The organism is Enterobacter sp. SENG-6 (assembly GCF_001605945.1).
Taxonomy (GTDB): domain Bacteria; phylum Pseudomonadota; class Gammaproteobacteria; order Enterobacterales; family Enterobacteriaceae; genus Enterobacter; species Enterobacter cloacae.
Genome location: NZ_LOMM01000011.1, coordinates 226,534 through 246,865 on the forward strand (window position 1 = coordinate 226,534; position 20,332 = coordinate 246,865).

General features: G+C 54.5%; 16 protein-coding genes. 6 read left to right on the forward strand and 10 right to left on the reverse strand.

Features of this window, described 5'->3' with window-relative positions:
• Positions 1-13 precede the first annotated feature (13 nt).
• Both aceF and lpdA read left to right on the forward strand, forming a co-directional pair.
• A complete protein-coding gene (gene aceF, locus AX755_RS07395; protein WP_062856539.1) occupies positions 14-1,906 on the forward strand; it encodes a pyruvate dehydrogenase complex dihydrolipoyllysine-residue acetyltransferase in 1,893 nt (630 codons plus the stop codon).
• Positions 1,907-2,103: 197 nt separating this feature from the next.
• Positions 2,104-3,528: a dihydrolipoyl dehydrogenase gene (gene lpdA / locus AX755_RS07400; protein ID WP_014830669.1), complete on the forward strand. Its 1,425-nt coding sequence runs from the start codon at positions 2,104-2,106 to the stop codon at positions 3,526-3,528.
• A gap of 52 nt (positions 3,529-3,580) precedes the next feature.
• Here lpdA and AX755_RS07405 read toward each other — a convergent pair whose 3' ends face one another.
• Both AX755_RS07405 and AX755_RS07410 read right to left on the reverse strand, forming a co-directional pair.
• The gene (locus tag AX755_RS07405) at positions 3,581-4,372 is read right to left on the reverse strand and encodes a DUF2950 family protein (protein ID WP_038418689.1); all 792 of its coding nucleotides are present in this window, start codon (positions 4,370-4,372) and stop codon (positions 3,581-3,583) included.
• Positions 4,373-4,382: 10 nt separating this feature from the next.
• Positions 4,383-5,927 carry a DUF3300 domain-containing protein gene (locus tag AX755_RS07410; protein ID WP_062856540.1) on the reverse strand — a complete coding sequence of 515 codons (1,545 nt, stop codon included), beginning with the start codon at positions 5,925-5,927 and terminating at the stop codon, positions 4,383-4,385.
• An 891-nt stretch (positions 5,928-6,818) separates the two neighbouring features.
• On the opposite strand from AX755_RS07410, the gene acnB reads away from it, so the two are divergent.
• On the forward strand, positions 6,819-9,416 hold the full coding sequence (gene acnB, locus AX755_RS07415) for a bifunctional aconitate hydratase 2/2-methylisocitrate dehydratase (RefSeq protein WP_013095602.1): 2,598 nt from the start codon (positions 6,819-6,821) through the stop codon (positions 9,414-9,416).
• A gap of 189 nt (positions 9,417-9,605) precedes the next feature.
• Positions 9,606-9,968: a protein YacL gene (yacL, locus tag AX755_RS07420; RefSeq protein ID WP_045292712.1), complete on the forward strand. Its 363-nt coding sequence runs from the start codon at positions 9,606-9,608 to the stop codon at positions 9,966-9,968.
• A gap of 47 nt (positions 9,969-10,015) precedes the next feature.
• Here yacL and AX755_RS07425 read toward each other — a convergent pair whose 3' ends face one another.
• The 4 genes from AX755_RS07425 to AX755_RS07440 all read right to left on the reverse strand — a co-directional run bounded on the left by AX755_RS07425 (position 10,016) and on the right by AX755_RS07440 (position 12,906).
• Positions 10,016-10,987 carry a hypothetical protein gene (locus tag AX755_RS07425; RefSeq protein WP_062856541.1) on the reverse strand — a complete coding sequence of 324 codons (972 nt, stop codon included), beginning with the start codon at positions 10,985-10,987 and terminating at the stop codon, positions 10,016-10,018.
• 18 nt (positions 10,988-11,005) lie between these two features.
• On the reverse strand, positions 11,006-11,455 hold the full coding sequence (locus AX755_RS07430; RefSeq protein WP_062856542.1) for a lysozyme: 450 nt from the start codon (positions 11,453-11,455) through the stop codon (positions 11,006-11,008).
• Positions 11,448-12,155 (reverse strand): DUF2589 domain-containing protein, encoded by a 708-nt coding sequence (locus AX755_RS07435; RefSeq protein ID WP_062856543.1) that lies wholly within the window; start codon positions 12,153-12,155, stop codon positions 11,448-11,450. The genes AX755_RS07430 and AX755_RS07435 overlap by 8 nt, the downstream gene beginning before the upstream one ends.
• 79 nt (positions 12,156-12,234) lie before the next feature.
• Complete coding sequence (locus AX755_RS07440) at positions 12,235-12,906, reverse strand: DUF2589 domain-containing protein (protein ID WP_062856544.1); 672 nt, start codon at positions 12,904-12,906, stop codon at positions 12,235-12,237.
• A 310-nt stretch (positions 12,907-13,216) separates the two neighbouring features.
• Between AX755_RS07440 and AX755_RS07445 the strand changes: the two genes are divergently transcribed.
• Positions 13,217-13,837, forward strand: coding sequence for a LuxR C-terminal-related transcriptional regulator (locus AX755_RS07445; protein WP_013095608.1), 621 nt, complete (start codon positions 13,217-13,219; stop codon positions 13,835-13,837).
• 67 nt (positions 13,838-13,904) lie between these two features.
• On the opposite strand, the gene speD is transcribed toward AX755_RS07445, so the two are convergent.
• The 3 genes from speD to AX755_RS07460 all read right to left on the reverse strand — a co-directional run bounded on the left by speD (position 13,905) and on the right by AX755_RS07460 (position 16,030).
• Positions 13,905-14,699 carry an adenosylmethionine decarboxylase gene (gene speD / locus AX755_RS07450; RefSeq protein WP_013095609.1) on the reverse strand — a complete coding sequence of 265 codons (795 nt, stop codon included), beginning with the start codon at positions 14,697-14,699 and terminating at the stop codon, positions 13,905-13,907.
• Between the two features lie 5 nt (positions 14,700-14,704).
• Positions 14,705-15,568: a polyamine aminopropyltransferase gene (speE, locus tag AX755_RS07455; protein ID WP_062856545.1), complete on the reverse strand. Its 864-nt coding sequence runs from the start codon at positions 15,566-15,568 to the stop codon at positions 14,705-14,707.
• A 114-nt stretch (positions 15,569-15,682) separates the two neighbouring features.
• Positions 15,683-16,030: a YacC family pilotin-like protein gene (locus AX755_RS07460; RefSeq protein WP_014830675.1), complete on the reverse strand. Its 348-nt coding sequence runs from the start codon at positions 16,028-16,030 to the stop codon at positions 15,683-15,685.
• A gap of 145 nt (positions 16,031-16,175) precedes the next feature.
• Here AX755_RS07460 and cueO point away from each other — a divergent pair, with 145 nt between their 5' ends.
• Positions 16,176-17,735 (forward strand): multicopper oxidase CueO, encoded by a 1,560-nt coding sequence (gene cueO / locus AX755_RS07465; RefSeq protein ID WP_062856546.1) that lies wholly within the window; start codon positions 16,176-16,178, stop codon positions 17,733-17,735.
• A gap of 132 nt (positions 17,736-17,867) precedes the next feature.
• Here the strand turns inward: cueO and AX755_RS07470 are convergent, their stop codons facing one another.
• Entirely contained in the window at positions 17,868-20,258 is a 2,391-nt protein-coding gene (locus AX755_RS07470; protein ID WP_013095613.1) for a glucose/quinate/shikimate family membrane-bound PQQ-dependent dehydrogenase, read from the reverse strand.
• Between the last annotated feature and the right edge of the window lie 74 nt (positions 20,259-20,332).

Here is a 20,332-nt window from a genome sequence, read left to right on the forward strand (position 1 = left end):
AGGTAAAAGAATAATGGCTATCGAAATCAATGTACCGGACATCGGGGCTGATGAAGTTGAAATCACCGAGATCCTGGTCAAAGTAGGCGACAAAGTTGAAGCTGAACAGTCGCTGATCACCGTAGAAGGCGACAAAGCCTCTATGGAAGTCCCGTCTCCTCAGGCTGGCATCGTTAAAGAGATCAAAGTCTCTGTTGGCGATAAAACCGAGACTGGCAAACTGATCATGATTTTCGATTCCGCCGACGGTGCAGCAACTGCTGCACCTGCGCAGGAAGAGAAGAAAGAAGCTCCGGCCGCCGCTGCTCCAGCAGCTGCCGCGAGCGCGAAAGAAGTTAACGTGCCTGACATCGGCGGTGACGAAGTTGAAGTCACTGAAATCCTGGTGAAAGTGGGCGATACCGTGGCAGCTGAGCAGTCTCTGATCACCGTAGAAGGCGATAAAGCGTCTATGGAAGTGCCGGCACCGTTCGCGGGCACCGTTAAAGAGATCAAGATCAACACCGGTGACAAAGTGTCTACCGGCTCTCTGATCATGATCTTCGAAGTGGCGGGTGCTGCACCTGCTGCTGCGCCAGCTCAGACTGCTGCTCCGGCTCCTGCGGCTGCACCAGCAGCAGGCGGCGTGAAAGACGTTAACGTTCCTGACATCGGCGGTGACGAAGTCGAAGTGACCGAAGTGATGGTGAAAGTGGGCGACAAAGTTGCCGCTGAACAGTCACTGATCACCGTTGAAGGCGACAAAGCCTCTATGGAAGTGCCTGCGCCGTTCGCGGGTACCGTTAAAGAGATCAAAATCAGCACCGGCGACAAAGTCTCTACCGGCTCTCTGATCATGGTCTTCGAAGTGGAAGGCGCTGCGCCTGCAGCCGCTCCGGCTGCCGCGGCTGCTCCAGCACCGGCTGCTGCACCGGCTCAGGCTGCTAAACCAGCGGCACCTGCTGCAAAAGCGGAAAGCAAATCTGAGTTCGCTGAAAACGACGCTTACGTCCACGCGACCCCGCTGATTCGTCGCCTGGCGCGCGAATTCGGCGTGAACCTGGCGAAAGTGAAAGGAACTGGCCGTAAAGGTCGTATCCTGCGCGAAGACGTTCAGGCTTATGTGAAAGACGCGGTGAAACGCGCTGAAGCTGCACCAGCTGCAGCCGCAGGCGGCGGTATCCCGGGCATGCTGCCATGGCCGAAAGTGGACTTCAGCAAGTTCGGTGAAATTGAAGAAGTGGAACTGGGCCGCATCCAGAAAATCTCTGGTGCTAACCTGAGCCGTAACTGGGTCATGATCCCGCACGTTACGCACTTCGACAAAACCGATATCACCGATCTGGAAGCGTTCCGTAAACAGCAGAACGCCGAAGCTGAGAAGCGTAAACTGGACGTGAAATTCACCCCAGTGGTCTTCATCATGAAAGCCGTTGCCGCTGCCCTGGAGCAGATGCCACGCTTCAACAGCTCCCTGTCCGAAGATGGCCAGAAGCTGACGCTGAAGAAATACATCAACATCGGTGTTGCGGTTGATACGCCAAATGGTCTGGTTGTTCCGGTCTTCAAAGACGTGAACAAGAAGAGCATCACTGAGCTGTCCCGTGAACTGACCACCATCTCCAAAAAAGCGCGTGATGGTAAGCTGACTGCCGGCGAAATGCAGGGCGGCTGCTTCACTATCTCCAGCATCGGCGGCCTGGGTACTACCCACTTCGCACCGATTGTTAACGCGCCGGAAGTGGCTATCCTCGGTGTGTCCAAGTCCGCGATGGAGCCGGTGTGGAATGGCAAAGAGTTTGTGCCGCGTCTGATGATGCCAATCTCTCTGTCCTTCGACCACCGCGTGATCGACGGTGCTGATGGTGCGCGTTTCATCACCATCATCAACAACATGCTGAGCGACATTCGCCGCCTGGTGATGTAAGTGAAAAGCCGGCCAGTCGGCCGGCTTTTTTCTGTTAATCTCATGTGGTTTGTGAGGTTATTGGCGAAAGCGACAATTCGTGAGCCGTTTGTTGTTTCAAAATTGTTAACAATTTTGTAAACTGCGGGCGGATAGAACGTCCCGGTGGATGAAGGGCGACAAGTACCTGGACCGCCGGAAATCAATAAGAGGTCATGATGAGTACTGAAATCAAAACTCAGGTCGTGGTACTTGGGGCAGGTCCCGCAGGTTACTCTGCAGCCTTCCGTTGCGCTGATTTAGGTCTGGAAACCGTCATCGTAGAACGTTACAACACCCTTGGTGGTGTTTGTCTGAACGTAGGTTGTATCCCTTCTAAAGCGCTGCTGCACGTAGCGAAAGTTATCGAAGAAGCCAAAGCGCTGGCTGAACACGGTATCGTCTTCGGCGAGCCGAAAACCGATATTGATAAAATCCGTACCTGGAAAGAGAAAGTTATCACTCAGCTGACCGGTGGTCTGGCTGGCATGGCGAAAGGCCGTAAAGTGAAAGTGGTTAACGGTCTGGGTAAATTCACCGGCGCGAACACCCTTGAAGTGGAAGGCGAAAACGGCAAAACCGTAATCAACTTCGACAACGCGATCATCGCGGCGGGCTCTCGTCCAATCGAACTGCCATTCATTCCACATGAAGATCCACGCGTGTGGGATTCCACCGATGCCCTGGAACTGAAAACCGTTCCAAAACGTCTGCTGGTTATGGGCGGCGGTATCATCGGTCTGGAAATGGGTACCGTGTACCATGCACTGGGTTCAGACATTGACGTGGTTGAAATGTTCGACCAGGTTATCCCGGCTGCGGATAAAGACATCGTTAAAGTCTTCACCAAGCGTATCAGCAAGAAATTCAACCTGATGCTGGAAACCAAAGTGACTGCCGTTGAAGCGAAAGAAGACGGTATTTACGTTTCCATGGAAGGTAAAAAAGCGCCATCCGAACCACAGCGTTACGACGCCGTGCTGGTGGCGATCGGCCGTGTGCCGAACGGTAAGAACCTCGACGCGGGCAAAGCTGGCGTGGAAGTGGACGACCGTGGCTTCATCCGCGTTGACAAGCAGCTGCGCACTAACGTGCCGCACATCTTTGCTATCGGCGATATCGTCGGTCAGCCAATGCTGGCGCACAAAGGTGTTCACGAAGGTCACGTTGCCGCTGAAGTTATCGCCGGCATGAAACACTACTTCGATCCGAAAGTGATCCCATCTATCGCGTACACCGAGCCAGAAGTGGCATGGGTCGGTCTGACCGAGAAAGAAGCGAAAGAGAAAGGCATCAGCTACGAAACCGCCACCTTCCCGTGGGCTGCTTCTGGCCGTGCTATCGCTTCCGATTGCGCAGACGGTATGACCAAACTGATCTTCGACAAAGAGACTCACCGCGTTATCGGTGGTGCGATTGTCGGTACCAACGGCGGCGAGCTGCTGGGTGAAATCGGTCTGGCGATCGAAATGGGTTGCGACGCGGAAGACATCGCGCTGACCATCCACGCTCACCCAACTCTGCACGAGTCCGTGGGCCTGGCGGCAGAAGTGTTTGAAGGTAGCATCACCGACCTGCCAAACGCGAAAGCGAAGAAGAAATAAGTTTCTTCAGACAAAAAAAGCGGCCTGTGGCCGCTTTTTTTATGTGCTGGATTCAGGGAGCCACAGGCTGCCAGGTTTTATCCGGGTTATAGGTAGTTAACGCCCGGGCTTTCTGCTCAGAGTCATTGCCGAGATCGGCCTGGTACACTTTGTCATCCTGGTTTATCACAAAGCTCATGACGCCTGTCTGGCCATAGCTGACGGGCCATGCCACCATCGCAAAGCCTTTCTCATCAGGCAGGATACGGAACCGATAGCCGTGATAGCCTGCACCGGGCTCTTTGGGGCTGAAGGCCGGCCCCAGCGGGCTGGGGGCTTCACCCGGCGAAACGGGCCAGTAGAGACCATCTTTTTTCCCTTCAGAGCTGACAATTTTCTGCGCGTATTTTTGATTCATGGCGAAATAGCTCTGCTGGGCATCCACATAGGCATGTAATGCTTCGATGGCGGCAAGCTCGTTACGCCCGATCTCGCGGGTCAGGATCTCCTCGGCGCCCTCCTTGATATCGAATTGCCATCCGGCAGCGGTTTTGACAACCGGGATGGGCAACTGCCAGTCGTTATTTCCGACGACCAGATGCGCCGTATTACCATCGATAACCGTGTTGTGCCGCACCTTCCAGTCGCGGAGGAAACGATCGACGGCATCAGGATCGACCCCTTCTGGCGGCAGAAAATCGCGCCAGTTCTCTCCAAGCAGATTGTTCATCGCCGTTTCATTCTGCTCACTGATGGCATGCGCCAGCGCATCGGTCGCCTGAGCGGGCGTGCTGAAGGATTGCTGTGCCATCGCAGCGGCGGACATCATGAACAACACCATTCCACAGACAAGATTCTTTTTCATGTTGGCTCCCTTAACGATGACGGAATTCACGGTGTTCAGCACGTCCGGCAGGGGCCTGACGCGGCTGCTGATGACGGGCAGCCAATTGTCTGCTTTGCGCCCCCCGTTGCTGCTGGGCTTGCCAGTTGGCAGAGCGGCTGTCGTTGCCGCTCAAGGCATTTGCGCGAGGCTGGCTGGTTCGCTGCGGGATATGGCGTTGCTGAGCAGGCTGCGCGATCCGTTTCTCCTGCCGCTGGGTTACGGCAGGGTGATTATCACGCTGCTGCGAGGTGGTTCGCTTTGCCGTTTGCGGTCTGGTGTCGTAGCCACGGTAGTTGTTGCGCTGGGATATCTGCTTCAACTGTTCGCCTGAAGCCTGGCGCTGTGCATCTTTGGTTCCCGGACGCGCGGTTTGCGGGAAGGTTTTACCCGTCGATTTCTCCATCTGGCTCAGGGCCGCCTGACGCTGGCTGTCGCGGTTAACCGGTTTTTGCTGCGTAGAACTGAGCCCCGTTACCGTGTTAGTGGGATGGAAGCGGTTATTAAGCTGGCTGGTGGGGTAGGGCACACCTTCCCGATACGCCGGGTTATGCTGCCAGGTGCGGTTGGCATCCGTCAGGCGTTGCCCACTGATTTTGTTGAAATTCTCAACGTTAATATTGATATTGTTATCACCGTTGCGGTTATAGCCGCCGTGATTCCAGTCATCGTCATGATGGTGGTCCCAGTCGTCGTCATCATCCCAGTCGATGTTGCTGAAGATGGCGTAGGTTGTCGCCACACCCAGGCTGAAGCCTAAGCCTTTGACCAGACTGTCCGTAAACTGCTCTCCCGGAGAAGGAGGAAGATAGGTTGGCGGGTAAGCCGTGTTTGGCCAGGTACCGTAAACGGTATTGGGGTTATAGGTGGGGACGTAAACGACCTGCGGATCCGCGGATTCAATTTTGATCACCGTCGGGGCAGGCGTGGTGGAAGTCGTCGATTCGCTGGTGGCCGATTTGGCCGGGGCAGGTTTCGTCACGGTGGTGACCGTCTGCTGAGGCGTCGATTGTAAGGCGCCGGTCTTTTGAGCCAGCGCGCGCAGGCGTTGGACGGAATCCATGACATCCTTCGGTTGCGCGAGAAACGCATCCCCCAGATTTTGTACCCATGGCGGGTTTTCACCCATCAGCGACATCAGTTGAGGAAACGCGACCAGCGATTTTACGCTGGGATCCCAGGGCTGGCTGGCAACGGCCTGGATAGCGGCGTCTCCTTCCATTTTAGGGTTGTCTTTGGACCACTGCGCCGCCTGGATGACGTTGGCCGGGTAGGTCGAGGCCATTAAAATTTGGGACAGCAGGGCATCCGGATAGAGCGCGATGGGAGCAACCCACTGATCGATTTGCGCGGCCGTATAGGCTGGGGCGACGACAGGGGCGGGTTGCGCTGCTGCGGGGGTTACCGGTTGCTGTGCGACGGGAGCGGGGACGACAGGCTCTGTCGCCCGACTTTTGACAAACATGACGCCTGAGGCGGCAAACAGCCCGGCACTGCACAGAAGAACAAGCAGATGTGGTTTAAAGGGCAACTTCATAAAATGACTCCAACGAGACAGGCGCTGTGCCGTGAGGCGTTACGGTTGGCGTGAGTATTATTCACTCGCCTTTTACTGTTTTGACTTTTGTTGGGGAACTGCCGGTACGTCCGGATAAAGAGTGTGAGTATTTATTACACAATTATATGTGATAGCTGAAAAGCCGCTGGGATTTCAGAAGGCCGCTCTTGCGAGCGGCCAGCAGCTAGTTGCCGAAGTTGACAACAAACAGCACTGTGATGTCGGATATGTTCCAGCCACCGTGCAGTGCCGTAAGCAGTAAACCGAGCGCAACGATCAGCGCAGTGATTCGCATCTCCATTGCGTGCGTTCCTGTACAGGCTACGCGGGTTCATTCTTCACCGGGAAAGGCAGAACCTGGCAAGTTGATGTTGCCGCGTAGATGAAGGAACTGCTCCCGGGCCCGGTGACTGGTTGCTACACCAGCGGAGCAGGCCGCGGAGAAGAATAGTCAATTCAATGGATCTGAAGAAGGCAAAAAATGCAATTACATGGGCTTTCATACGAAATGGGAAGGCGCTACGCAAAATCGTGATAGCAGCTTGCAAGCCCACAGGGAGTGATGCACAATATTTCACGTTGGTGTTGCCGCAAATCTGCCAACCCGGTGTGCTACCACCGCAAGGCAACAAATAAACCGCTTTCAGGCGGTTTTTTTGTTGCCAAAATTCCCCCCGTCTGCCCTCTACACCATGCTTAACGATTCAGCAAATTTTTTAATGTTGCTTTTTTGTAAACGGATTAACACTGTGCAGAAATCCTGCTATGCTGCCCGACGCGGTATCGGGCATTTACCCTACAAACTGCTGTCTCACAGGAGCGTGAAGAGAACGCCCGCCGCATATGACAATGAGAGCGAGGAGAACCGTCGTGCTAGAAGAATACCGTAAGCACGTAGCAGAACGTGCCGCCGAGGGAATTGTACCCAAACCGTTAGATGCAACCCAAATGGCCGCGCTCGTCGAGCTGCTGAAGAACCCGCCTAAGGGCGAAGAAGAATTCCTGTTAGATCTGCTGATCAACCGCGTACCGCCTGGCGTAGATGAAGCTGCCTACGTAAAAGCCGGATTCCTTGCTGCTATCGCCAAAGGCGAAGCCACCTCCCCACTGGTTACTCCTGAAAAAGCCATTGAACTGCTCGGCACCATGCAGGGTGGTTATAACATTCATCCGCTGATTGACGCGCTGGATAACGACAAGCTGGCACCGATTGCCGCTAAAGCGCTCTCTTCAACGCTGCTGATGTTCGATAACTTCTACGATGTGGAAGAAAAAGCCAAAGCAGGCAACGTCTATGCGAAGCAGGTGATGCAGTCCTGGGCCGATGCAGAATGGTTCCTGAACCGTCCTGCGCTGGCTGAAAAAATTACCGTTACCGTATTCAAAGTCACGGGTGAAACCAACACCGATGACCTCTCTCCGGCACCGGATGCATGGTCTCGCCCGGATATCCCGCTGCACGCACTGGCGATGTTGAAAAACGCCCGTGAAGGCATTGAGCCGGATCAGCCAGGCGTTGTCGGCCCGATCAAACAGATCGAAGCGTTGCAGAAAAAAGGGTTCCCGCTGGCTTACGTCGGTGACGTAGTCGGTACCGGTTCTTCCCGTAAATCCGCCACTAACTCCGTCCTGTGGTTTATGGGTGACGATATTCCGCATGTGCCGAACAAACGCGGTGGCGGCCTGTGCCTGGGCGGTAAGATTGCCCCAATCTTCTTCAACACCATGGAAGATGCTGGCGCACTGCCAATCGAAGTGGATGTCTCTAACCTGAACATGGGCGACGTGATTGACGTTTACCCGTACAAAGGTGAAGTCCGTAACCACGACACCAACGAGCTGCTGGCGAGCTTCGAGCTGAAAACCGACGTACTGATCGACGAAGTGCGTGCCGGTGGCCGTATCCCGCTGATCATCGGTCGTGGCCTGACCACCAAAGCGCGTGAAGCGCTGGGTCTGCCGCACTCAGACGTGTTCCGTCATGCGAAAGACGTAGCAGAAAGCAATCGTGGCTTCTCGCTGGCGCAGAAAATGGTTGGCCGTGCGTGCGGCGTGGCCGGTATCCGTCCTGGCGCTTACTGCGAGCCGAAGATGACCTCTGTGGGCTCTCAGGACACCACTGGCCCAATGACCCGTGACGAGCTGAAAGACCTGGCGTGCCTGGGCTTCTCGTCCGATCTGGTCATGCAGTCCTTCTGTCACACGGCGGCGTATCCGAAGCCGGTTGACGTAACCACGCACCACACGCTGCCAGACTTCATCATGAACCGTGGCGGCGTCTCCCTGCGTCCGGGCGACGGTGTTATCCACTCCTGGCTGAACCGTATGCTGCTGCCGGATACTGTAGGTACCGGCGGTGACTCCCATACCCGTTTCCCGATTGGTATCTCCTTCCCTGCGGGCTCCGGTCTGGTGGCGTTTGCCGCAGCGACCGGCGTGATGCCGCTGGATATGCCGGAATCGGTACTGGTGCGCTTCAAAGGTAAAATGCAGCCGGGTATCACCCTGCGCGACCTGGTTCACGCTATCCCGCTGTATGCCATCAAACAAGGCCTGCTGACCGTTGAGAAGAAAGGTAAGAAAAACATCTTCTCTGGCCGCATCCTGGAAATTGAAGGGCTGCCGGACCTCAAAGTTGAGCAGGCATTCGAGCTGACCGATGCGTCTGCAGAGCGTTCCGCCGCGGGTTGTACCATCAAGCTGAACAAAGAGCCGATCATTGAGTATCTGAACTCTAACATCGTCCTGCTGAAGTGGATGATTGCGGAAGGCTACGGCGACCGTCGTACGCTGGAGCGTCGTATTCAGGGGATGGAGAAATGGCTGGCGGATCCGCAGCTGCTGGAAGCCGATGCTGACGCAGAATATGCGGCGGTGATCGACATCGATCTGGCAGACATTAAAGAGCCAATTCTCTGTGCGCCGAACGATCCTGACGATGCGCGTCTGCTGTCTGACGTGCAGGGCGATAAGATCGACGAAGTGTTCATCGGTTCCTGTATGACCAACATCGGTCACTTCCGTGCTGCCGGTAAACTGCTGGATACTCATAAAGGCCAGCTGCCAACCCGCCTGTGGGTTGCGCCACCAACCCGTATGGATGCGGCGCAGCTGACTGAAGAGGGTTACTATAGCGTGTTTGGTAAGAGCGGTGCGCGCATCGAAATCCCGGGTTGTTCCCTGTGTATGGGTAACCAGGCGCGCGTGGCAGACGGTGCGACGGTGGTCTCCACCTCTACCCGTAACTTCCCGAACCGTTTAGGTACCGGTGCGAACGTCTACCTGGCTTCTGCTGAGCTGGCGGCGGTTGCGGCGCTGATTGGCAAACTGCCAACGCCGGAAGAGTACCAGACCTTCGTTGCTCAGGTTGATAAGACGGCGGTGGATACCTATCGCTATCTGAACTTTGACCAGCTCTCTCAGTACACTGAGAAAGCTGACGGGGTGATCTTCCAGACGGCGGTATAAAAGCAAAACCGTCTCCACGAGACGGTTTTTAGTGTTTGCACCCTCTCCCGTGGGAGAGGGCCGGGGTGAGGGCATCAGGCCGCAGGGCCTTGCTCTCACCTTTTTATTTTCATTCCTCCCACCTCACACGCTTTTTTTCTTCCTCTCTGCTGCGATAATTACCGTAATGGCTTTGCAGAGGAAAACACTATGGATTACGAATTTCTGCGCGACATCACCGGGGTGGTGAAAGTGCGTATGTCGATGGGCCACGAAGCCGTTGGACACTGGTTTAACGAAGAAGTGAAAGAAAATCTTGCGCTTCTTGATGAAGTTGAACAGGCGGCGAATGCGATAAAAGGCAGTGAACGCTCCTGGCAACGTGCGGGTCATGAATACACGCTGTGGATGGATGGCGAAGAGGTGATGGTGCGGGCCAATCAGCTGGAATTCTCGGGCGACGAGATGGAAGAGGGGATGAGCTACTACGACGAAGAGAGCCTGTCGCTGTGCGGCGTGGAGGACTTTCTGCAGGTCGTGGCGGCGTACCGGGAGTTTATGAAACAGAAATAAATGAAATTCCCTCCGAAGCGTGTCGGAGGGAATCCGCTGGTTTCGCTCTACAGCAAAAATCTCACAAAATTAGCGGTCGGGTTGGTCGCCGCAACGGGTGACGCCCCCCTGGCGCTGAACGACCACGCCTGACATTGGGAAACGCCTGGCATACCATCGTTGCGTACAAGGAATTGTACGCCGCCAGGGTTTTGCGGCGGATCGCCAGCCGGCATTCCGCAGGCTATCAGGAAATCAATGTCACTTTGTTTACTCCGCAGCTCCGCTACCCGCTGTTCCCAGCCCGCCGGGCGAACACCGTTCTGGGTAAAATAATCCAGGCAGATATCAATGCTAAATGGCTTATCGTCAGCATAAGTATTGGTGAAGTAATCGGTGATGACGATCCCATGCACTGATTCTGCCGACACTTCACTGCTGCTGCCAATATGAATGATTTGACCATTCGGTAATTGGGCTGAAATATGACCTGGGATCGCGTGACCGTTCACCTGAGGAAAGAAATCAATTGTGGAAACGTAGCGTTTTGGCCACATCGTCAGAGATTTATCGCTACGGGTATTCTGCCCGCACAGCAGCCAATTCACAGCGTGAAAAACGGGATCGTGGCAGGGCGTCTTCTCACTCTCTTTATCGTCGCGGTAGAGGATGGCACATGTTCCCGCCAGAAACGTGATGGCAGAAGAGGGATCCCCGGAACGGGCCGGGAAGGCATCAATCAGCCTGTTAACGTAGTCGCTGACATGGTCCATGTAGAAGTCACCGAGTTGCATGAGTTCATCTTCACTGAGCACATTACTCCAGCGGGTATTCCAGAAAAATTCCGGAAGCGTGACAAAGGTATGGTCCCAGCTACCGGTGTCAGTTTCCAGCACCGCTTTGAGCTCAGCAATAACCTGGTTCAGGCGAAACTCCATCCGCTCTTTGGCGTGAGTCAGAAGATCGTTATCCACACTTCGCAGGTCGTCTGCCTCATGCGTAAAGGAGTCAGCACGCCAGGAAAGAATTCGAATTGTCATTTTACACCTCGTGATTGATCAGGATAAAAAAAGAGTTTTTTCAGCGTTACGACGTGCTGTCAGGCCCGCCAGGACCTGACCACCCGCATGGTTCCATTTCAGAAATTCGTCGGCGGCGCCGTTAACGTCTCCGCTGTTCACTTTGCGTAACAGGGTTGAACTCTTCAGATTGGCCGGGCCCAGATTGAAGGCGAAGCTCACCAGAGCATCGAACTGGTTCTGCGTCACCTCCGCAGTCAGCATGTTGTTAACCTCGTGCTCAAAACGCTGCAGGTCATCACGAAGGAGCTGTTCTGCGGCTTCTGCGGTGATGGTCCGCGTGCCGCCTGGCGGGATCGGGTTTTCGACGTGACCGTAACCGATAGTCGGAATACCGACTGCGTCTTTGTAGGTGGTTAAACGCAGGCCTTCGTACTGTTTGATAAGGGCAATGCCGCCATTGCCGGTTGTTTTCAAGGCATTACTCATGGCTATTCTCCTTTACGGGGACGGGGGTCATACGGTGGATAAATTCATCAAGCAGGCGCAGCACCGCTTCCGGCGGTTCCTGAGCGACAAAATCAATTTCAATATCAATGTTCTGGCTGTCCGTTTTGCCCTCATGGGGCTGGGGCGCCATCGTGACGTGGAAGTGACCCCGCTCTCCCTGTCCTGTCAGCGTGCTGATGGCTTCTGTGGCATCACCGCGAACGGTCAGGCGCATCTTCATTCTCTCCATTGACAGATTGCGCGGTGGAGCAAGTGTCACCAGCGGTACGTTCAATCGATGCCCGTCATCCAGCTGAAGCTCGGCATAGTCGGGTTTGTAGCTGCCGTCCGGGGCCTGCTCAAATAGCTGCGAGAGCACGGCAACGTACTGATGGGCCATATACTGGTTGGCGCTAAAGGCGGCGTGCTGGAGCCCTTGTATCAGGGCATCTAATCCCATCGCGTGGTTGCCCTTGTTGCCGGCAGGGGGGGGCGGCGTTCCGTCATCGCCCCCGCCGCCACCTCCGTCATTGCTTCCGGCGTTCTCCTCCTCCCCAGCGGGAGAAGGAGACGGAGTTGCGGCAGAGGGGGGATCTGACGATACCGTCGTCGGTTTATCTGCCGGGGGTTCGGTACTGGCTTCAGGCTTTACATCGCCGGGCGTTTTACGGCTGAACCAGAATCGACGTGAATCAGGCATATTTTTTCTCCATCAGGCAGGTGCCCGTTAACCGGACACCTGTTAGGGGTAATAAATGCGTTTGAATGCATTGTACGGGTTAGCCGTTACCCCCCTGAGCAGGCGCGGCTGGGGCTGGTGCTGGTGCTGGTGTAATCAGACCTGAACTGTTGGTTGCAGGCAGCTCAGCGGGTTGATCTCCAGCGCGTTGTGCCGGTTTGGTAGCAGCATTGGTCAGATAATCGACCACGCGGCTAAGTGCTTCCGGCATCGGCTGACGTTTAACGGAGGTGTGGATGGAGTATTTGGCACGGGTATCGGTCGAACGGGTCTGTTCTGACTTATGGCTCACGCTGCCCTTGACGCTAACGGAGAATGGACCCCAGCCGATTTTGCCCTCCAGGGAGCCTTCCTGGCTGCTGCTTTCATTGCTGGCTGCGCTCTGATGGATCTCAAGCTCGAAGTCGATGGTCCCTTCTTCGATACAGATGATGGGGTGTACCACTGCCGCCAGCAGAGGAATACGCATGACTTTGGTTTGCGTACCGGTCGTCACGCCTTTCTCATCGACGAGGGTCTCCTCATAATCAAACTGTACCGAAACGGCTTTGCCATCTTTAATACAGACGCTTAATAAGAAATCGGTATAACTTTTGGCTGCCTGGGTTTGGGCTTTAATCATTGCCTGTAATGGCGCGGAAATCATACTGTCTAGCGGCAATGAACTAATAACTGAACCAATAAATCCGGCATCAACATTTGCATCTGGCATAATTCATTCCTCGATGTTTGGGGGGAGCAGAATATGTCTGCCCATTAATCATGGATATCGATTAAAAAAGCATCCATGCGCTTAAAGTTATGTTTTCGGAAATCATTGTGTCTGTATGGAATGGTCTGTATCGAAAGTTACATGGCGAAATGGGGCGGGCTGTGCTTAATAAATTAAACCGGCATTACTCCTGCAATTGAAAGTTTCTCCTGGTGTTATTACTTTTCATCCCGCAGCAACCGTTGTTTAAGGTTTGTTTGAAGGGTTTAAGTGCCGCTAACAAGATAACGATTATTTAAGTGGGACGACAATGAATATACTTATTTATGATGAATTGCCGCTGTTCATTCATGGCATCCGATGCCGTTGGGCGGAACTTGCGCCCGCATTACACATCACAGCAGCACATACCGAAGATGAGGTCTGGAAAGGTTTAATAAAAGTCAGGACGGATGTTGTTATTCTGGATGCGGATTATGAAATAGAGAAAAAAAGAGCGTTATTAACCCAGTTAAAATCGCAGGCGGACACTATTTTAGTGTTGATGAATTTTTCACGGCTGGATAATGTCAACCCGATTTATTTTCTGGAATGTGGTGCGGCAGGGATTTTAACCAAGAAAATGGAGTCGGAAGAGTTATTGCAGGCAATTGAATGGGTGCGGCAAGGGAGAATATATTTACCGGATAGTTGCCTGCGCGAACATAAATTAATACGCATGCAGAATTATCCATCCCCGCTGTGCACACTATCACCCCGACAACGTGAGATTCTGCATCTTGTTGTTCAGGGAAATAGCAATAAGCAAATTTGTCGTGTACTCGGGATTGCGGAAGGGACGGTTAAAAATCACCTTCACGCCCTGTTTCGTCAACTGGGAGTCAGAAACCGCACGGAAGCGGCGATGATACTGGCCCAAACGACTGTTTAGGAAAATAACCAGCATGATAAAGAAGGAAAAATCATTACTTTTCCTTCTTTGTCTGCTTACCTGCGTCTTACACGGCCGGAATATTGCGGCCGTAGTAGATTTCGCGCATCTCTTTCCAGAGCAGGTCGGTAATGACCTTACGCTCTTCTTCGCTTAAATCTTCTGGCTTTGTGTGGAACATGTAGTGCTTAAGGTCAAACTCCTTAAGCAGCATCTTGGTGTGGAAGATGTTCTCCTGGTACACGTTCACGTCCATCATGTCGTACAGCGATTTCATGTCCTCGGACATAAAGTTCTGAATGGAGTTGATCTCGTGATCGATAAAGTGCTTCATGCCGTTGATATCGCGCGTAAAACCACGCACACGATAATCAATGGTGACGATATCGGATTCCAGCTGGTGAATTAAATAGTTCAGCGCGTTTAGCGGGGAGATCACGCCGCAGGTGGATACTTCGATATCGGCGCGGAACGTGCACAGGCCGCCTTCCGGGTGGCTCTCCGGGTAGGTGTGCACGCAGATATGGCTTTTATCGAGGTGGGCGACAACCACTTCAGGCAGCGGGCCCGGATGCTCGGTTTTGTCGATAAGCTTAGGATCGACCGGCTCTTCGCTGACCAGAATGGTCACGCTGGCGCCTTGAGGCTCATAATCCTGGCGGGCGATATTCAGAATATTTGCGCCGATAATAGAACAGGTTTCCGACAGGATCTCGGTCAGTCGGTTGGCATTGTAGAGTTCATCGATATAGGCGATGTAGCCATCGCGCTCTTCCGCTGTTTTGGCGTAGCAGATATCGTAAATACAAAAACTCAGGCTTTTGGTCAGGTTGTTAAAGCCATGCAGTTTAAGCTTTTTCAATTAGTTCACCCCTGGGAGGACAGTGCATCTTGCAGGTACTGCGGCAAGGCGAAGGCTGCGGTATGGACCGCCGGATTGTAGTAACGGCACTGGAGACCTGCCTGATGGAAGCGCGCCTGGATAATCTCCGTGGAGAGATGACGCAGGACGTCGTTATCCGTCGCCCAGGCAAAGGTCATGATCCCGCCGTAGTAGGTCGGAATGGCAGCCTGATAGAAGCTAACATCGCCAAAATAGGTGCTCAGTTTGCGGTGGCTGTCGAGCGCTTCATCCTGCTGCAGGAAGCAGACGCCATTTTGCGCCACGAAGATACCGCCAGGGTTCAGACAACGCTTGCAACCCTCGTAGAACGATGAGGTAAACAGCGAGGCGCCCGGGCCGATAGGGTCGGTACAGTCGGAGATAATGACGTCAAACGTCTGAGTTGTCTGGTTGACGAAGTTCACGCCATCGTCAATCACCAGCTTAAAGCGCGGATCGTCGTAGCTACCCGCGTTATGGTTAGGCAGGTACTGACGACAGAATGAGACCACGCCCGCGTCGATCTCTACCATGGTGATGGTTTCAATGGACTGGTGGCGGGAGACTTCGCGCAGCATCGCCCCGTCGCCGCCGCCGATAATCAGCACGTGCTTCGCGTGGCCATGGGCCAGCAGCGGGACGTGGGTCATCATCTCATGATAGATAAACTCATCTCGCTCGGTGGTTTGCACCACGCCGTCCAGCGCCATTACGCGGCCAAAAGCGGCATTCTCGAAGATGATCAGATCCTGATGATCGGTTTTCTCATGATATAGCACGTTATCAACGGCAAAGTACTGACCAAACTGGTCATGCAGTGTTTCATGCCACAACGTGTGGTCGGCCATACGCGGACTCCTCTTCGTTAACATCCGTTACACTCACGAAAAATGAGCGAAACATGATAGCTAACTATAACCGTGGTTGCACTGTTCCAGGCGAAACAAGAGGCGTCGGGAAGGTTATTTCACGTAGGCGAGCAGGCTAAGCGAATCGCGGGCCAGCGCTTTGCATTTTTTTGCCGTTGGGATGCCAATACCGCTTAAATCACGGTAACTGTCTTCACCGAGCGCTTTCATGTCGAAGCTGTCGTAGTTGCTGAGGTCCCATTGGTTCTGCTGGGCAAAAAAGACCAGTGCGCGACGAATTTGCCCGTTGGGTAAATTCTGGTAGCCACAATCATTTTTCAGGAATACAAAAACCGCCGTCAGATCGGCCATATCTTCCGCTTCATTTTCACTGAGCGCATAGCTGTTCGCACACATTGCCATCAGGCTGGTGAACAAAATTGTCCTGAAAAACGTCTTCATTGCTTCTACCACTGCATCACGGAAAATCAACGTTAGCATATTTGGTGCCAGTGCGACGATCTTTATTATTGCCGCGTTACTTGACCTTCCGGTAAGGGGAGGGTTTATGCTCAAAAGATCGTCTGCACGAAATAAGGAAATGAATATGCAACGTCGTGAATTTCTAAAATATTCCGTTGCGTTGGGGGTTGCCAGCGCATTACCACTGTGGAGTCGCGCGGTTCTGGCGGCTGACAGACCTGCCTTACCCATTCCTGATTTATTGACCGCTGATGCCCGTGGCCGTATCCAGCTGGTGGTTCAGTCCGGTAAAACGGCGTTTGGTAAAAATAACGCCACCACCTGGGGCTATAACGGCAATGTGCTTGGCCCGGCGTTGCAACTGCGCAGAGGAAAAGCCGTCACCGTTGATATTCACAACACGCTGACAGAAGAGACGACGCTGCACTGGCACGGGCTGGAAGTGCCGGGCGAGGTCGACGGCGGCCCGCAAGGGATTATAAAAGCGGGCGGGAAGCGCACCGTGACCTTTACCCCCGAGCAGCGGGCGGCGACCTGCTGGTTCCACCCGCATCAGCATGGTAAAACGGGCCATCAGGTGGCCATGGGGCTGGCAGGTCTGGTGCTGATTGAAGATGACGAAAGTCGCCTGCTGCGTCTGCCCAAACAGTGGGGTATCGACGATGTGCCGGTCATTGTGCAGGACAAAAAATTCTCCGCAGACGGTCAGATTGATTATCAGCTGGATGTGATGACCGCGGCGGTAGGCTGGTTTGGCGATACGCTGCTGACCAATGGCGCGATCTACCCCCAGCACGCTGCACCAAAAGGCTGGCTGCGGTTACGTCTGCTCAACGGATGCAACGCGCGCTCGCTGAACTTTGCCACCAGCGATAATCGTCCGCTGTACGTCGTGGCGAGCGACGGAGGACTGCTGCCTGAGCCGGTCAAAGTGAATGAACTCCCTGTGCTGATGGGCGAGCGCTTTGAGGTGCTGGTGGACATCAGCGACGGTAAGTCATTTGACCTGGTGACGCTCCCGGTCAGCCAGATGGGGATGGCCGTTGCGCCATTCGATAAGCCGCACCCGGTTTTACGTATTCAGCCGCTGCAGATCACCGCCTCCGGTACGCTGCCGGACACCCTAACCACGCTGCCGGCGCTTCCGTCGCTGGATGGGCTTACGCAACGTAAGCTGCAGCTCTCCATGGATCCGATGCTCGACATGATGGGCATGCAGGCGCTGATGAAAAAGTATGGCGATCAGGCAATGGCGGGGATGCACCACGGGCAGATGATGGGCCATATGAACATGGATCACGGCAAGATGGGCGGTATGAATCACGGCGGTCACGGGTTTGATTTCCACAATGCCAATATGATCAACGGCAAAGCGTTCGATATGAACACGCCAATGTTTGCTGCTACAAAAGGGCAGTTTGAGCGCTGGGTGATTTCAGGTGAAGGCGACATGATGCTGCATCCGTTCCATATTCACGGTACCCAGTTCCGTATTCTTTCAGAGAACGGCAAAACGCCGGATGCGCATCGCGCGGGCTGGAAAGATACAGTGAGAGTGGAAGGCGGCGTCAGCGAGGTGCTGGTGAAGTTTGACCACGAGGCGCCGAAGGAGTTTGCCTATATGGCGCACTGTCATCTGCTGGAGCATGAAGATACGGGGATGATGCTGGGTTTTACCGTATAAAAAAGCCGGGTGGCGGCTTCGCCTTACCCGGCCTACATTTCGCAGGTTCGGCCTGATGCCCTCACCCTGGCCCTCTCCCATAGGGAGAGGGAACAAACATAAAAAACGGCAACCGAGGTTGCCGTTTTGCATTTATTTTGCGTCATCCGGCAACGCATACGCGACAATATAGTCGCCCATCTTCGTGCCAAACGAACCGTGACCGCCCGCAGAGATGACAACGTACTGCTTGCCATTCACTTCATAGGTCATCGGCGTTGCCTGTCCACCGGCTGGCAGACGGCCTTGCCACAGTTTCTCACCGTTGGTCATGTTGTACGCGCGCAGGTAGTTATCTGCGGTTGCCGCGATGAACAGCACGTTACCGGCGGTGGAAATTGGGCCACCCAGCATTGGCATACCCATGTTGAACGGCACCGGAACCGGCATCGGGAACGGCATGCTGTCCTGCGGGGTACCAATACGTTTTTTCCACACGATCTGGTTGGTTTTCAGATCCAGACCGGAGATATATCCCCAGGCAGGCTGTTTACACGGCAGACCAAACGGAGACAGGAACGGATTCAGGGTCACGCCAAACGGTACGCCATACTGCGGCTGAATACCGGCTTCGGTACCGCTGCCTTTCGCGTCTTTCGGCTGCTCCATCGGGTTACCCGGACCACGTGGGATCAGTTTAGAGACAAACGGCAGCGCCATCGGGTTGGCGATCGCTACCTGGCGGTTAGGGTCAACGGAGATCCCGCCCCATTCGAACATCCCAAGGTTACCCGGGAAGACCAGCGTGCCCTGCTCAGAAGGCGGGGTAAAGATGCCTTCATAACGCAGCTGATGGAACATTACGCGGCACACCAGCTGGTCAAACATGGTGGCACCCCACATGTCTGCGCCGCTGAGGTCTTTCTTCGGACGGAAGCTCAGTTCGGAGAACGGCTGCGTTTTAGTGACGTAATCGCCTTTTGCCGCGCCCTGAGGAACCGGTTTTTCCGGTGCAGGCACAACCAGCTCGCCGTTACGACGGTCCAGTACGAAGATGTTACCGGTTTTCGCCGGAGCATAAATCACCGGAACGGTTTTGCCGTTAACGGTAATGTCCGCCAGCGTTGGCTGGGACGGCATGTCCATATCCCACAGATCGTGGTGTACGGTCTGGTAGCTCCACGCCAGTTTCCCGGTGGTCGCGTTCAGCGCCAGAATGGAGCTGGCATAACGTTCCTGCTCAGGGGTACGGTTACCGCCCCAGATATCAGGCGTGGTCACGCCCATTGGCAGGTAGACCAGATCCAGCTTCGCATCATACGCAGCCGGTGCCCAGGAGTTTGGCGAGTTGAAGGTAAAGGTGTGTTCATCAGACGGGATCGCGTTAGGATCTTTCGCGCCCGGATCGAAGGCCCACAGCAGTTTACCGGTATTCACGTCGAAACCACGGATAACGCCAGAGGTTTCGCGGGTAGAGAAGTTATCCGTGACCGAACCAGCAATCACGATGGTTTTATCAGTGATGATTGGCGGTGAGGTGGGTTCATACAGACCCGGCGTGGTGTCCGGCATGTTGGTCTGCAGGTTCAGGATACCTTTGTTGGCGAAGGTTTCGCACAGCTTGCCGGTTTCGGCGTTAATCGCGAACAGGCGGCCATCGTTCACCGGCAGCATAATGCGGCGAGGACAGTCGGCAATGACGTCCGGACTGGCATTATCCGCACGCGCTTCGTGGTAAGAGACACCGCGGCAGGTGATGTGCTGGAACGACGGGTTGGAGTTCAGCTGCGGATCGAAGTGCCATTTCTCTTTACCGGTGGCCGCGTCGAGCGCGAACAGACGCTGGTGCGCCGTACACAGATAAAGCATGTTGCCCACTTTAATTGGCGTCACTTCGTTGGTCAGTTCACCCGGATCGTTTGGCATCTTCAGATCGCCGGTACGGAATACCCAGGCTTCTTTGAGGTTTTTCACGTTGTCCGCGTTGATCTGCTTCAGCGGGGAGTAGCGCTGACCTTCCTGGTTACGGCCATACGCTGGCCAGTCGCCGTCAGCCACCTGCGAGATAGCCGCCGCAGGGGTGGATTCTGCATTCAGCGTACCGTTGATCTCCTGCGGGTCGTTAAAGCCGGCCCAGGTCAGGATACCGCCACTGATTAGCAGAGCGACAAGCAGCGCTGCAACGGCACCGCTGGAAGGCACAATCAGGCGACGCCAGACGAACGGCAGGATCAGCCAAATACCGAAGAAGACCAGAATGTCGCTGCGTGGCGTCAGTGCCCAGAAGTCGAACCCAACTTCCCAGACGCCCCAGATCATGGTTGCGAGGAGTAATGCCGCATAAAGCCACAGTGCGGATTGTTTTCTACGCCAGAGCAGAACAGTTACGCCAAGCATAACCAGGCCCGCAATGGGGTAGTACCAGGAGCCGCCAATTGCGACCAGCCAGACGCCACCGATTAACAGGTACAGGCCGCAGAAGGCGGCGAATAACGCTGTTAGTGTCACCAGTAGACGCGGCTGTTTAGAGTTTGTTTCAGCCATAGAAAGTGTACTCGTCAGTTTTTGTTAATAATTTGCTAGCAACTAATTATAGGTATTAACAAGTGTGATCGGAA